Below are 13,495 nucleotides of genomic sequence, written 5' to 3' on the forward strand. Positions count from 1 at the left end.
CGACATTCACCTTTTAATGCTGGAAGACAGAACATGACTGGTCCACTCAAGGGATTTACCGTACTGGAAATGGCGGGCATCGGCCCGGCGCCATTCGCTGCGATGATGCTGGCCGACATGGGTGCCGACGTCATCCGTATCGACCGCCTGGTGCCAGGTTTCCTGGGCGGCGGCGGCACCATCGTCGACCGTGGCCGACGCACGATTGCGCTGGACATCAAGAAGCCCGGCGCGGTCGACATCGTGCTGCGCCTGATGGAAAAATCCGACGCCCTGATCGAAGGATTCAGACCTGGCGTGATGGAGCGCCTGGGCATGGGTCCCGAGGTGTGCCTGGAACGCAATCCGCGGCTGGTGTACGGGCGCATGACCGGCTGGGGCCAGGATGGTCCGCTGTCACAGGCAGCCGGGCACGACCTGAACTACCTCGCCATCACCGGCTTGCTCAATGCGATGGGCTACCCCGACCGCCCTCCCACGCCGCCGCTGCACGTCGTGGGCGACCTCGGCGGCGGCGGCATGATGCTGGCTTTCGGCGTGGTATGCGCACTGCTGGAAGCGCGCGGCACCGGCAAGGGACAAGTACTGGATTCGGCCATCTGCGACGGCGCCGCCATGCTGGCCACCCCCTACCATGGACAGGTCGCCAACGGAAGCTGGGTCAACCAGCGCCAGTCCAACATGCTGGACGGTGGCGCCCATTTCTATGGTTGCTATACCTGCGCTGACGGAAAAGCCGTCTCGATCGGCCCGATCGAACCGCAGTTCTATCGCGTCATGCTGGAGCGCTGCGGCATTACCGATCCCGAGTTCGAACTGCAATGGGAGCGCGGGCACTGGCCGGCCCTGCGCGAAAAGCTGGCCGCCATGTTCGTGACCAGGACCCGCGACGAATGGTGCGGGCTGCTCGAAGGCAGCGAAGCCTGCTTTGCGCCGGTGCTCGACTTCGAGGAAGCGACCCGGCACCCGCACAGCGTTGCGCGCAACAGTTTTACCAGAACCAGCGGCGTGCTGCATCCTGCGCCGACGCCGCGCTTCAGCCGCACCCCCGGCGTCGCCAGGCCGATTCCCAAGACAGGCGAACACACGCAGGAACTGCTGGCGCAGATCGGCATGTCGGAACAGGATATCGCCGCCTTGCGCGAACACGGCACCATTTCCTGCTAGCAGGCGTCGCCCCCTCGCTGCCAGGTGCGTGCCTGGCAGGCTTGGTCAAGGCCGGGAAACCAAGTAGCATCTTGCAGTGTAAGCATCCGGTCACGACGGCGCGGATGAGAAACACTGGAACGAACCGTGAAACTTGCCCTGCTTTCCGACCTGCATGCCAACCTGCCGGCATTCGAAGCCTGCCTGGCCCACGCCCGCAGTCAAGGCGCGACCCGGATTGCCATCCTCGGCGACCTGGTCGATTACGGCCCCCATCCTGGCGAGGTGGTCGACCTCTGCCGCGAACTTGAACAGGAAGGCGCGCTGATCCTGCGCGGCAACCACGACACGCTGCCGGTCAATCCGGTCCTGACCGGTTCGACCTGGGGTGACATCACCGCTGCCTGGACCCACAGCCGGCTGGACGACCTGCAACGCGACTGGCTGGCGCGATTGCCGCTCACCGCCGTTCTCGGCAGCGCGTTCCTGGTTCATGCCAGCGCAGATGCGCCCGAGCGCTGGCATTACGTGCACGACGAACGGGTCGCAGAGCGCAGCCTGGAAGCCGCCACCCAGAACCCCGACGTCCATCATGTCTTCGGCGGCCATGTCCACGAACAGGCTTTGTACTATCGCGGCGCCGGCCGCAACCTGATGCGTTTCGTGCCGCGCCCCGGCGTGGCGATCCCGGTCGGGCCGCACCGGCAATGGCTGGCCATCGTCGGCTCGGCCGGGCAACCGCGCGATGGCGATCCCCGCGCAAACTACGCCCTGTTCGATACCGATGCCGGGCTGCTGACTTTTCACCGTGTGAGCTATGACTTCCTCTCGGTAGCGCGGGCGATCCGCGCCGAAGGTTTGCCGCAGGTATTGGCAACCCGCCTGGAGAACGGGCTATGAGGCGGTTGGAGGCCGGTGCCGAGCTGGATGGTTTCCGCATCGAGGAATGCCTGCATGCCGGGGCAATGGCGCGAATTTTCGCCGTCACCTATGCCGACGGACGGCCATCGCCGTTTCCGATGGTGATGAAGGTGCCGCACATGGGCGCCGGCGATGGCAGCGAGAATATCGTCGGTTTTGAAATAGAACACCAGTTGCTGCAAGTACTGCAGGGACCGCATGTGCCGCGCTTCGTCGCCGCCGGCGACCTCAGCCGCCTGCCCTATATCGTGATGGAGCGGGTCAACGGCCAGACGCTGGAAGCCTGGATGCAGACCTTCGCCGATGCGCATCGCCCGATCCCGGTTGCAGCGATTGCCGACATGGGCGCGCGGCTGGCGCAGGCGGTCCATAGCCTGCATCAGCAAAATACCTGTCACCTCGACCTGAAACCTGCCAACGCGATCATCGACGAGCAGGGTCGCATCGTGCTGATCGACTTTGGCCTGTCCTGCCATTCCGACTATCCGGACCTGCTGGCCGAGGAGTTGCGCAAGGCGGTGGGTTCTCCTGCCTGGATTGCGCCCGAACAGATCGTTGGCGTGCGCGGCGACCCGCGCAGCGATGTATTTGCGATCGGCGTCATGCTGTACGAGATGGCGACCGGCAAGTTGCCCTTCGGCGCGCCGCAGACACGCGGCGGCATGCGGCAACGCTTGTGGATGAGCCCGCGTCCGCCGCGCGCGTACCTGACATACCGCAGCGACCTGCCGGAGTGGCTGCAGGAAATCATCCTGCGTTGCCTGGAGCCGCAGGCCGACCAGCGTTATCCGTCCGCTGCGCACCTGATGTTCGACCTGCACAATCCCGACCAGGTCAAGATCACTTCGCGCGGACGTGAAACACGGGTGCGCGGGTTCTGGTGGCACTTCAGGCAATGGCTGCGCGCCGCCGGCATGCACTACGAACCGAGCCCCCTGCCCTCGCAGCAAATCATGCAGGTGCCGATCGTGATGGTGGCGCTACCCAACGAAGATGTGAGCGACCTGGCCATGTACGCGCTGCGCCAGGCAACTGCCCGCTCGCTGGGAACCCGCCCCGGCGCCCGGCTGGCTGTCGTGACCGTGGTGAACCCGGCCATTGCCGCCATCGGCGCCTCCAACAGCAGCGGCGGTGAAACCGGACGTCGCCTGCAGCACCTGACCAGCTTCCGCAAGTGGGCCCAGGGCCTGGACCTGTCACTGCACCAGGCCTCGTTTCACGTGCTCGAATCGACCGATGTGGCGCAAGCACTGTTGCGCTATGCCGCAGGCAACCAGGTCAGCCTGATCATCATGGGCGCCGCCACCCATGGACTGCCGATGCAGCGCTTCGTGGCAACGGTGCCGATCAAGGTGGCAATGAACGCGCCCTGCACCGTGATCCTGGTGAAGGAGCCGGTGCCTTTGACGATGGTGGAGCGGGATGTGGCTGGCAGCGAGGAACTCGCTGATACGTACCAATCGGGATAGGAGCGCGGCCGGCCGGGGCTGTTCCGTCCTCATGGTGCAGGTCATTGGCCAAATCGTGAAGCGCAGAGCAGACCGGCGCACGCCATGAATCAGGAATTCGCCCCATCCAGCAGCGGGTTCAAGATCTTCAGCCCGTACACACCCCTGAACGCGACTCCCCTGTCCCCCGTCACGACAGTCATTCCCCGGACCAGCGCCATGGCCGCAATCTGCTTGTCGATGGTGTGTGGATCTCCCTTTTCCCCCGAGAGCAGCAAGCCCCACATCTGGGCGCTTTCCATGTCGAACCCGACAATCCGGTCAGCGAATTCGCCCAGCACGGCATCCAGCCACTTTTCATAGACGATAGCGCTTGGCCGATCATTCAGGCGACGCAGCTTTTCAATTCCGGATCGAATCTCGCCTATGACCTGAACAGGAACGAAGAGGCTTGAGTCCTCAGCGGTATTGAAAAAATGCCGTACACCGGGATGCGCCCCTTTGCCCTTCCGATACTCGCTGAGGATGTTGGTGTCCAGCAGATAGGTGGTTTCCAAATCAACCGCCTAGCGAACGTCAAAGAGATCGTCGCCGCCAAGGCTGGGCATCGAAGCAAGCACCTCCTTGAACGAGCGAGGCTTGGGTTGCTTCTCCAGTAAAGCATGGCGCAGGATTTCCCGATGCTCGGCTTCCGCGCTGCGACCGTGCTCTGCCGCACGGCGTTTCAGTTCCAGGACAAGGGCCTCATCCACATCGCGAACCAGAAGTTGTGACATCGCAATCTCCCACCAGAAGGTTTGCTATCAATGATAGCAATATAGGATGGGCTGACTGCGAATGCAAGCACTCCGAAAAACCGCACAGGCTTTGACATCAATCCGTACGACTGGCGGGCGCGTTCCGATGATTCACATTCATGGCAGGCAAAGCCCGCCGCGTGGCGTCCAACATCGATTCAGTCGGCTCGACACGCACCACGCATTGCGGCACACCGTTAGCCTGGAAATCGGTCTGGATGCAGGCGTCGGGTTGCTTCACGTACCCACGCGCAGCGGAGCAGACATCTTGCGCAGCAGCGCAATCACGCTCTTGGCCGTGATACGGCCGGTCTTGGGATTTTCAGACGGGATGTTTTCTATCGTCATCGTGAAAGACGCCGAGTCCGAATCCACTTCTATCGTGTGTGTATTGCGGGTCACACGCGGATCGGCCCACACCTGCAACTCGGTACGATCCGGCCCGATGCCGGCCAGCGAGAGTGCAATCGCCACATTCAGGTTGGCCGGAAATCCTTTGGCGGCGCCACGTGCGCTGCCCTCATACAGCGTCAGCGGCTCTTTCAGGTCGCTGATGTCGATATTGTTTTCCACCAAGAACGGTGCACCCTGCAGACCCTTCGGCGGCTTGCGGGAAATCATGCGCACCGAGTGGATGGTGCCTTCGGCTGCGGCGCTCACTGCATCAAGGCCGATCAGGGCGCCGGTCGGCACCATGATCTGGGCGCCGGTCTCGCGGCACCGGTCAACCAGGTCCATATGCTCCAGCAAGGCGCCAATCGACAGCACGACTGCCTTCTTGCCGGCGCCAATCACCGGCTTCAGTATGGCCGGCAACAGTTCGGCCGGCGCGCACTCGACCACGATATCGGCGTAGTCGGCCAACTGTTCCACCTTTACCAGCGCCACCTTGCTGTCCAGGGTCGAGAGAAATGACGCTGCCTTGTCCTGATTCCGTGCGCTCGCGGCCACCAACCGGCAACCAGGGACACCCTGATCGAGTGCCCGCGCGACTTGCTGGCCGATCGCTCCCAGCCCGGCGATGCCGATGCGCAGATCCGATTTACTGTTCATTTGAACTCCCTCTGGTGATAGATTCCATGATACGTCAGCTGCCCATGCTCTACAGCATCAGCCTGCAAGATGCGTACCTGATTGACGTACCCGATTCTTGCCGCGCACATTTGCAGGCCGGGCCGGGCTGCAGAGTGCACTATCAAGGGTAATATTGAATTACACCCGATGAGTCTGAATCAGCCACCCGGAAATTTCCGCGAAGCCCTCCATGATCTATCGCCATCTTGAAAAACACCGGTTGGAACATGTCGGATGGTTGCGCGCTGCCGTGCTCGGCGCCAACGACGGCATCGTGTCGACATCGAGCCTGATACTCGGGGTCGCTGCTTCCCAGGCGACGCATCAGGCAATACTGGTTGCCGGCATTGCCAGCCTGGTTGCGGGCGCCATGTCGATGGCCACCGGCGAGTATGTTTCGGTGCAATCGCAGGCCGACACTGAACAAGCTGCCCTCGCCACCGAACTGGCAGAGCTGCAAAGTAATCCTGAAAGCGAACTGCTGGAGCTGGAAGGCATTTATGTCGGCCGTGGTCTGGACCGACCGCTGGCCAGGCAGGTAGCTGCTCAATTGATGGAAAAGGGAGCACTGCGCGCGCACGCCAGGGATGAGCTCGGCATTACCGAAACCCTGAGCGCCAGGCCGCTGCAGGCGGCATTCGCTTCGGCAATGAGCTTTACTGCCGGAGCGCTGCTGCCGCTGCTGGTGGTAGTCCTGGCGCCGCACGCCCAACTGATTCCTTATGTCGCCGCGGCATCGCTGTTCTTCCTTGCCTTGCTTGGCGGCCTGGCAGCAAAGGCGGGCGGCGCCAACGTCGTCAGGGGCGCGATGCGGGTCACCTTCTGGAGCGTGCTGGCAATGGGCACCACCGCAGCCATAGGCGCGCTGTTCGGAACGGTTGTCTGATTGATCGCAGGACTCGCTGCCTGAGCGCCAGGTGCCATTGACTCAGGTCAAATCCCCGTCGCCTGCAGGCATCCATCTATTGTTAATTGGGCATTGGCAGTCGATAGTTGACAGGAAAATTCCGGGCCCAGCAAGATAAAGAACCCGGCCTGCAACCAAACCGAGGAGCACCAACATGTCCACATGGTACGAGTTGACCAATAGCAGCGACGGCCAGTTCCGCTTCGTCCTGAAGTCGGACGAAGGCGGCACATTGCTCACCAGCGAACTTTACAAGACAAAAAGCGCCGCTGAAAACGGCATCGAATCGGTGCAAGGCAACTGCCAGAACGACGCCCGCTACGAGAAAAAGTCGGCATCGAACGGCAAGTTCTATTTCAATCTGAAGGCGGCCAACCACCAGGTGATCGGCACCAGCGGCATGCACGCATCGGGCGAATCGTGCGCCAGTGAAATCGAAAAGGTAAAAGCCGGCGGCGCAACCCAAACCATCAAGGATTTGACCATGCCATTGAAGTCCGGGGCGGGAGCGCCTGCCAGTGAGAAACGCTTGTGAGCGTAGCCCTTGCCCCTTTGTTCAATGCTCCGATGGAGACGGCATGTACTACAAAAAACCGAGTGGCGACTACTTCGAACTGGTGGCGGTGACCCGGATCTACGTGCTGGCGCGCATTCCCGACGGCGATCTTGAAGTCCGCATGGAACTGGCGGACGGCGTCACGCTCGATCGAATGTATTCCCGCCTGGAATACAGCGAGATGATGGTCAGCCCCCCCGATGTGATCGTCTAGCGCTGCGGCAGGAGGAGTTACCGCTTGGAGTTCAAGGACTATTACCAGATCCTCGCGGTCACGCGCGGTGCGAGCGCTGACGACATCAAGAAATCGTATCGCAAGCTGGCCAGAAAGTACCATCCGGACGTATCGAAGGAGGCCGATGCGGACGTGCGGATGAAGGAAATCAACGAGGCCTACGCAGTCCTGTCCGATCCGGAAAAGCGGGCGGCATACGACAACGTCCAGCAGAGCTATCGCGCAGGCCAGGAATTCCGCCCTCCGCCTGACTGGAATGCAGGTTACGAATTCTCCGGCGGACGATTTTCCGATGCAGAAGCCGCGGACTTCAGCGACTTTTTCTCGGAGCTGTTCGGCGGCCGCGGCGCTGGCATGGGCAGGCCGGGCCAACAGGGCCGGCACGCCAGGCACGCTGGCGGCGCGCAGTTCCGGGCACGCGGAGAGGATCACCACGCCAGGATCGTGCTGGATATTGTGGACGCTTATCGCGGCGCATCCCGTTCGATCAGCCTGCGTGCGCCGCAATCGGACGCCAGCGGCCATGTCCACCTGGCCGAGCGGACGCTCGATGTGCGGATCCCGAAAGGCGTGCATGAAGGCCAGTTGATCCGGCTCTCCGGCCAGGGCAGCCCGGGCATGGGCGGCGGCGAAGCCGGCGACCTGTTCCTGGAGGTGAACTTCAAGCCGCACCCGCGCTATCGCGCCGAGGGACGCGACGTCTACGCCACGCTGCCCATCACGCCCTGGGAGGCAGCACTCGGTGGCACCGTCGAAGCCCCGGTGCCGGACGGCGCGCTGGAAGTGCGCATCCCGGAAAAGTCGCAGTCCGGCCGCAAGCTGCGGCTGAAGGGACGTGGCATTCCCGGTTCGACCCCGGGCGACCTCTACCTGGTGCTGGAGATCGTGGTGCCGCCGGCGGATGACGAGAAGGCACGCAAGCTGTACGAAACGATGGCGCGCGAATTCAAGTTCAATCCGCGCCAGGGTCTGGGAGGATGATCCATGAAGCGGGCCAACAAGCCGGAATTGATCGCGGTATTGCTGGATGAAACCCGGCTCACGCTCGACGAGCTGGCGTCAAGCTGCACGGTCAGCCGGCAGTGGGTGATTGAACGCATACAGGCGGGGGCGCTGGACGCCGATCCCGGCATGCCACCCGAGCAATGGCGCTTTTCCAGCCGCGACCTGCTACGCGTGCGTCGCCTGCAGGATGTGGAAAGAACATTCGACGCCAATCCCGAACTTGCCGCCCTTGTCGCCGACCTGTTCGATGAAGTCGGCCGGCTGCGGGCCCGGCTGCGCGCGGCAGGATTCCAGGAGTAAGGGCTTCAGCTGCACTCATCCATTCATCCATTTATCCATTCTCCAGGCGATGCATCAGTTCCCGCAGGATCGACAGCGCGGCGGCGATGAGGATCTGCTTGCTGGGGCGGTAAAGTCGGCGCCGATCCGGCTTGCGCCCGGGATGACGCTTGAGCAGGCCTTCCGGACCATCGTGAAGAATTGCCTCGCCCAGGTCCAGGCCAATGAGGACGGCGTCGCCAAAGCGCACGACGTCGAAAGCGTGCACCAGATGCGGGTGGGACTGCGCCGCCTTCGTTCGGCACTCGGCATATTCAGGAAAATCATTGCGTGCCCCGACGAGCTGCAGGCAGAGCTGGATTGGCTCGGGACCGAGTTGGGCCGCGCGCGCGACTGGGATGTCCTGGCCGGATCGACGCTGGCCGACGTCGCAACGGACATCGCCGACAGTGCGATCGTGCAGCCCGTCAGTGAAGCGGCCCGGGCGCAAGCTGCTGCCAGCCATGTGGCCGCTGCGGCAGCCATCCGTTCGCCGCGCTACGCCAGCCTGGTCCGGGCTCTCTCCGGCTGGGTGCAAGACGCGTCCTGGCGGGTGGCCGGTTCCGATGCCCGGCGGGGTACACTAGCAAAGCCCATCAGGCGCTTTGCACGCAAGACCTTGATGAGCGACCACGAGGCACTGGTCAGACGCGGGCGCCGCTTGAAAGGCGCCGATGCGCAGACAAGGCACCGGCTGCGCATCGCTGCGAAAAAAACCAGATATGCGACAGAATTTTTTGAATCACTGTTTCCGGCAAAGCGCGTGCGCCCTTATGTCGCGGCGCTGGCCCGGCTTCAGGAACAACTGGGATACTTGAACGATGCGGCGGTTGCGTCAACGCTGTTACAGGAACTGGAAGCGGCACAGCCCGAGCTGGGAGCCAAGACCGCCTTCGTACGCGGATACCTTGCCTGCCTTGCCCGAGCAGATGACAGAAGACTGCGCCAGGCATGGAAGCGAATCAGGTCGATGCCATTGCCCCTGCCCTTGCCTGATTCATTGCCCTTCCAGCGCAAGAAATAATCCTGCAGCGCCAGCGGCAAGGCTGCTCCCGGTGCGTGCCCTCGGCCGGCACCAACGCATGCTCCCGCCACGCCCTGGCCCTGCATTCAACACCATCGAGGTCCGGTGAACGATCCAGTCCAAGTCCCTCCGCGGCCGGAGCCGGGCCGCATCGTACGTCCGCGGCTGGCTGCAAACCAGACCGGCTGGTTTCGCTGGATGCCCGGATTGCAGGCCATGCGCACCTATCAGGGCGCATGGCTTGGCGCCGACATCGCGGCCGGCCTGGCGCTGACGGCGATGCTGGTGCCGGTCGGCATTGCCTACGCAGTAGCCTCGGGCTTGCCGGGCATCTGCGGCCTTTACGCGACGATCATTCCGATGCTGGCATACGCGCTGTTCGGGCCCAGCCGCATATTCGTGCTGGGGCCGGATTCTTCGCTGGCCGCACTGATTCTTGCTGTCGTGCTGCCACTGTCTGCCGGCGATCCGCAGCGGGCCATTGCGCTGGCCGGCATGATGGCCCTGGTGTCCGGCCTGATATGCATCGCGGGTGGCATCGCGCGCCTGGGCTTCATCACGGAGCTGCTGTCGAAGCCGATCCGCTACGGCTACATGAACGGCATTGCGCTGACCGTGCTGATCAGCCAGTTGCCCGCACTGTTCGGCTTTACGGTCAAAGGCGATGGACTGCTGGAGAAGGGGCAGGGATTCATCGAGGCCGTACTGGCCGGCAAAACCAATTGGACCGCCCTGCTGCTTGGCGTCGGCACGCTGGCGACGATCCTGGTGCTCAAGCGATTCCAGAGGGTGCCGGGGCTCCTGATTGCCGTGGTGAGCGTCACCCTCGTCGTTGAAGCCCTCGGCCTCGCGCAAGGCGCCGGCGTGTCGGTGCTGGGTTCGCTGCCGCAGGGTCTGCCGGACTTCAGCTTCCCGGTCATCATGGCCAGCGACCTGGTGCCAGTGCTGGTCGGCGGTTTCGCGGTAGCCATGGTGTCGTTCGCCGACACCAGCGTGCTATCGCGCAGTTACGCCGCCCGAACCGGCACCTATGTCGATCCGAACCGGGAAATGCTGGGCCTGGGAGCGGCCAACCTGGCGGCCGGATTTTTCCAGGGCTTTCCGGTCAGCTCCAGCACATCGCGCACGCCGGTTGCCGAAGCCGCCGGGGCCAAGACCCAGCTCGCCTGTGTGGTTGCCGCGCTGGCAGTGGCCGCCCTGCTGATGTTCGGCCCCGGCTTGCTGAGGAACCTGCCCACCGCCGCGCTGGCCGCGGTAGTCATCGCATCGGCACTGGGACTGATCGAGGTCAGCGACCTGCGCCGCATCTACCGTATCCAGCGCTGGGAGTTCTGGCTGTCGATCGGCTGCCTGGTGGGCGTGGCCATTTTCGGCGTGATCCCGGGCATCGGGATTGCCATCGTGGTCGCGGTGATCGAGTTCCTGTGGGACGGCTGGCGCCCTCATTACGCCGTGCTGGGGCGGGTCGACGGCATCAAGGGTTACCACGACATCAGCCGCCACCCGGAAGCCCGGCTGGTCCCGGGACTGGTCCTGTTCCGCTGGGATGCGCCGCTGTTTTTCGCCAACGCCGAACTGTTCCAGGATCGCGCGCTGGACGCGGTGGCAAGCTCGCCCACGCCGGTGCGCTGGCTGGTGGTCGGCGCCGAACCCGTGACCAGCGTCGACGTCACCGCCGCCGATGCATTGTCCGAGCTGGACGACACGCTGCGCGCGGCCGGCATCGAACTGTGTTTTGCCGAGATGAAGGGGCCCGTGAAGGACAAGCTCAAGCGCTTCGGCCTGTTCTCGCGGGTTGGCGAGGAACGGTTCTTCCCGACGATTGGCGAGGCGGTGAACCGCTACCTGAAGGCAAATCAAGTGCAGTGGCATGACTGGGAGGACCGCGCTTGATGACCCCGACTTCACGAACCGCCAAGACGAATCGCCCCAAGCGAACCCAGCGTCCTCCGAAAAAATTATCCCGGACCGATTCGCCCGGTGCCCCCCTCCCCTACCTCGATCGCGAGCTGTCCCAACTGGCTTTCAATCGCCGGGTACTGGCGCAGGCCGAGAACAAGGAAATCCCCCTGCTGGAACGGCTGCGCTACTTGTGCATCGTCAGCAACAACCTGGATGAATTTTTCGAAATCCGGGTCGCCAGCTTGCTGGCGCCGGAGAACATGAAATCGGCGCCGGCGAGCCCGCAGGCGACCGAAGAAGCGATGGAGCGAGGGAGCATCGAATGCCATCGCATCATCGCGCGGCAATACGAGATCCTGAACAATGAGGTCCTGCCCGAACTGGCGGCCAAGGGCGTGTTCCTGCTGGACCACCAGGATCGCAACGAAGCGCAACGCGCATGGGTAAAGTCCTATTTCGAACGCGCGGTACGGCCGCTGCTGACACCAATCGGACTCGATCCGGCACATCCGTTCCCGCAGGTGCTCAACAAGAGCCTGAATTTCATCGCCGAACTGTCCGGCCGGGACGCCTTCGGCCGTGAAAATGCAATCGCCATCGTGAAGGCGCCGCGGGTGTTGCCGCGCGTGATCCGCCTGCCCGATAGCCTGTCCGGCAAGGGGATCTGTTTTTGCCTGCTGTCCTCCATCATTCAAGCCCACATGGCGGACTTGTTTACCGGGCGTACAGTGACTTCCTGTTCGCAATTCCGGGTGACGCGAAACAGCGACTTGTGGCTGGATGAAGAAGAAGTCAAGAACCTGCGGGAGGCGCTGCAGCTTGAACTGTCGACCCGGCAGTTCGGGGTGGCGGTCCGGCTCGAAGTGTCAGCGGGCTGCCCGCCGCATTTGTCAGACTTCCTGCTGGCACAGTTCGCGATCGACAGGAATCGTTTCTATGCAGTGGATGGGCCGGTCAACATGGCGCGCCTGCTCGAACTGATCGACCATGTGCCACAGCCGGCGCTGCTGTTTCCACCCTTCTCGCCCGGCTTGCCGGACACGCTGTCGCAGGGCGACATCTTCGCCATCCTGCGCTCGAAGGATGTGCTGCTGCATCATCCATTCCAGTCGTTCCAGCCGGTCGCAAACTTCATTCGCACCGCGGCGGAAGATCCCGATGTGCTTGCCATCAAGCAGACCATCTACCGCACCGGCATGAATTCCGACCTGATGGAGTCGCTGATACTCGCGGCGCGGCGTGGCAAGGAAGTGACCGTGATCGTTGAACTGATGGCGCGTTTCGACGAAGAGGCCAACATCAACTGGGCCGAAAGGCTGGAACGCGTGGGTGCGCAGGTGGTGTACGGCGTCGTCGGCCTGAAGACGCACGCCAAGCTGGCGCTGGTAATACGGCGGGAACATGGCGAATTGCGCTACTACGCGCACCTGGGCACCGGCAACTACCATCCGACCACCACCAGGTTGTACTCGGACTTCGGACTGCTCACGTCACATGAAGGCATTACCGCCGAAGTCAACGAGATATTCATCCACCTCACCAGCCTGACCAAGCCGGGGAAATTGCAATATCTCTGGCTGGCCCCGTTCACCCTGCAGCGGAAATTGGTGAAAGCGATCCGGAACGAAGCGGCAATTGCCAGCCAGGGACGTCCTGGACGCATCATCGCCAAGATGAATGCCCTGCTCGACGAGTCGGTGATCGACGCCCTGTATGCGGCCTCCCGAGCCGGCGTGAAAATCGACCTGATCGTGCGAGGCGCCTGCGCGCTGCGGCCGGGCGTTCCGGGCATGTCAGACAACATCAAAGTGCGCTCCATCGTTGGTCGCTTCCTCGAACATTCGCGTATCTTCTATTTCCGCAACGACCTCCGGCACGATGTGTACCTCTCCAGCGCCGACTGGATGGGCCGCAACCTGTTCCGGCGCATCGAAATCGCTTTCCCGGTGCTCGACAAGTCGCTCAAGCGCCGCGTCATCGACGAGGGCCTGCGCCCTTACCTGAAGGACAATGCCGATGCCTGGGAACTGGATTCCAGCGGCGTCTACCATCAGAAGAAAGCGCGCAAGAAGACTTCAGCCTGGCGCGCCCAGTTGCATCTGGCCGCAACACTTGGCACCTTGGGTAGCGTCAATGACGCGTGAGGATGCGTGATGATGCGT

13 protein-coding genes and 1 pseudogene are annotated in these 13,495 nt (G+C 62.9%); 11 read left to right on the top strand and 3 right to left on the bottom strand.

The genetic code is table 11. From position 1 onward, the window contains the following. The first annotated feature begins 33 nt into the window (after window positions 1-33). The 3 genes from FVE66_RS09115 (at window position 34) to FVE66_RS09125 (ending at window position 3,536) form a co-directional block, all read left to right on the top strand. Window positions 34-1,167: a CaiB/BaiF CoA transferase family protein gene (locus tag FVE66_RS09115; protein WP_151447062.1), complete on the top strand. Its 1,134-nt coding sequence runs from the start codon at window positions 34-36 to the stop codon at window positions 1,165-1,167. 126 nt (window positions 1,168-1,293) lie between these two features. Next, complete coding sequence (locus FVE66_RS09120) at window positions 1,294-2,046, top strand: metallophosphoesterase family protein (RefSeq protein WP_151447063.1); 753 nt, start codon at window positions 1,294-1,296, stop codon at window positions 2,044-2,046. Then, window positions 2,043-3,536: a serine/threonine protein kinase gene (locus FVE66_RS09125; RefSeq protein ID WP_151447064.1), complete on the top strand. Its 1,494-nt coding sequence runs from the start codon at window positions 2,043-2,045 to the stop codon at window positions 3,534-3,536. Before FVE66_RS09120 ends, FVE66_RS09125 begins: the two co-directional genes overlap by 4 nt. Window positions 3,537-3,625: 89 nt before the next feature. Here FVE66_RS09125 and FVE66_RS09130 read toward each other — a convergent pair whose 3' ends face one another. The 3 genes and pseudogenes from FVE66_RS09130 to FVE66_RS09140 all read right to left on the bottom strand — a co-directional run. Next, the gene (locus FVE66_RS09130) at window positions 3,626-4,072 is read right to left on the bottom strand and encodes a type II toxin-antitoxin system VapC family toxin (protein ID WP_151447065.1); all 447 of its coding nucleotides are present in this window, start codon (window positions 4,070-4,072) and stop codon (window positions 3,626-3,628) included. 9 nt (window positions 4,073-4,081) lie between these two features. Then, window positions 4,082-4,291, bottom strand: a complete 210-nt coding sequence (locus FVE66_RS09135; RefSeq protein WP_151447066.1) for a FitA-like ribbon-helix-helix domain-containing protein — start codon at window positions 4,289-4,291, stop codon at window positions 4,082-4,084. Window positions 4,292-4,549: 258 nt separating this feature from the next. Continuing rightward, a pseudogene (locus tag FVE66_RS09140) lies at window positions 4,550-5,383 on the bottom strand (aspartate dehydrogenase); the annotation flags it as partial. 193 nt (window positions 5,384-5,576) lie between these two features. Between FVE66_RS09140 and FVE66_RS09145 the strand changes: the two are divergent. The 8 genes from FVE66_RS09145 to ppk1 all read left to right on the top strand — a co-directional run bounded on the left by FVE66_RS09145 (window position 5,577) and on the right by ppk1 (window position 13,477). Beyond that, window positions 5,577-6,272: a VIT1/CCC1 transporter family protein gene (locus FVE66_RS09145; RefSeq protein WP_151447068.1), complete on the top strand. Its 696-nt coding sequence runs from the start codon at window positions 5,577-5,579 to the stop codon at window positions 6,270-6,272. Between the two features lie 175 nt (window positions 6,273-6,447). Then, window positions 6,448-6,828, top strand: a complete 381-nt coding sequence (locus FVE66_RS09150; protein WP_151447069.1) for a YegP family protein — start codon at window positions 6,448-6,450, stop codon at window positions 6,826-6,828. Between the two features lie 43 nt (window positions 6,829-6,871). After that, window positions 6,872-7,063, top strand: coding sequence for a hypothetical protein (locus FVE66_RS09155; RefSeq protein ID WP_151447070.1), 192 nt, complete (start codon window positions 6,872-6,874; stop codon window positions 7,061-7,063). 24 nt (window positions 7,064-7,087) lie between these two features. Then, entirely contained in the window at window positions 7,088-8,065 is a 978-nt protein-coding gene (locus FVE66_RS09160) for a DnaJ C-terminal domain-containing protein (protein WP_151447071.1), read from the top strand. A gap of 3 nt (window positions 8,066-8,068) precedes the next feature. Next, on the top strand, window positions 8,069-8,389 hold the full coding sequence (locus tag FVE66_RS09165) for a chaperone modulator CbpM (protein ID WP_151447072.1): 321 nt from the start codon (window positions 8,069-8,071) through the stop codon (window positions 8,387-8,389). A 49-nt stretch (window positions 8,390-8,438) separates the two neighbouring features. Next, a complete protein-coding gene (locus tag FVE66_RS09170; protein WP_161993231.1) occupies window positions 8,439-9,431 on the top strand; it encodes a CHAD domain-containing protein in 993 nt (330 codons plus the stop codon). A gap of 198 nt (window positions 9,432-9,629) precedes the next feature. Continuing rightward, window positions 9,630-11,324, top strand: coding sequence for a SulP family inorganic anion transporter (locus tag FVE66_RS09175; protein WP_151447275.1), 1,695 nt, complete (start codon window positions 9,630-9,632; stop codon window positions 11,322-11,324). Beyond that, on the top strand, window positions 11,324-13,477 hold the full coding sequence (ppk1, locus tag FVE66_RS09180) for a polyphosphate kinase 1 (protein ID WP_151447074.1): 2,154 nt from the start codon (window positions 11,324-11,326) through the stop codon (window positions 13,475-13,477). The genes FVE66_RS09175 and ppk1 overlap by 1 nt, the downstream gene beginning before the upstream one ends. Window positions 13,478-13,495 lie beyond the last annotated feature (18 nt).

The organism is Lacisediminimonas profundi, assembly GCF_008831265.1.
Classification (GTDB): Bacteria; Pseudomonadota; Gammaproteobacteria; order Burkholderiales; family Burkholderiaceae_D; genus Lacisediminimonas; species Lacisediminimonas profundi.

Coding starts and splice junctions, on each gene's coding strand:
- FVE66_RS09150 (WP_151447069.1), top strand. CDS start 6,448: ATGTCCACATGGTACGAGTTGACCAATAGCAGCGACGGCCAGTTCCGC.
- FVE66_RS09165 (WP_151447072.1), top strand. CDS start 8,069: ATGAAGCGGGCCAACAAGCCGGAATTGATCGCGGTATTGCTGGATGAA.
- FVE66_RS09125 (WP_151447064.1), top strand. CDS start 2,043: ATGAGGCGGTTGGAGGCCGGTGCCGAGCTGGATGGTTTCCGCATCGAG.
- FVE66_RS09135 (WP_151447066.1), bottom strand. CDS start 4,291: ATGTCACAACTTCTGGTTCGCGATGTGGATGAGGCCCTTGTCCTGGAA.
- FVE66_RS09145 (WP_151447068.1), top strand. CDS start 5,577: ATGATCTATCGCCATCTTGAAAAACACCGGTTGGAACATGTCGGATGG.
- FVE66_RS09170 (WP_161993231.1), top strand. CDS start 8,439: ATGCATCAGTTCCCGCAGGATCGACAGCGCGGCGGCGATGAGGATCTG.
- ppk1 (WP_151447074.1), top strand. CDS start 11,324: ATGACCCCGACTTCACGAACCGCCAAGACGAATCGCCCCAAGCGAACC.
- FVE66_RS09115 (WP_151447062.1), top strand. CDS start 34: ATGACTGGTCCACTCAAGGGATTTACCGTACTGGAAATGGCGGGCATC.
- FVE66_RS09175 (WP_151447275.1), top strand. CDS start 9,630: ATGCCCGGATTGCAGGCCATGCGCACCTATCAGGGCGCATGGCTTGGC.
- FVE66_RS09155 (WP_151447070.1), top strand. CDS start 6,872: ATGTACTACAAAAAACCGAGTGGCGACTACTTCGAACTGGTGGCGGTG.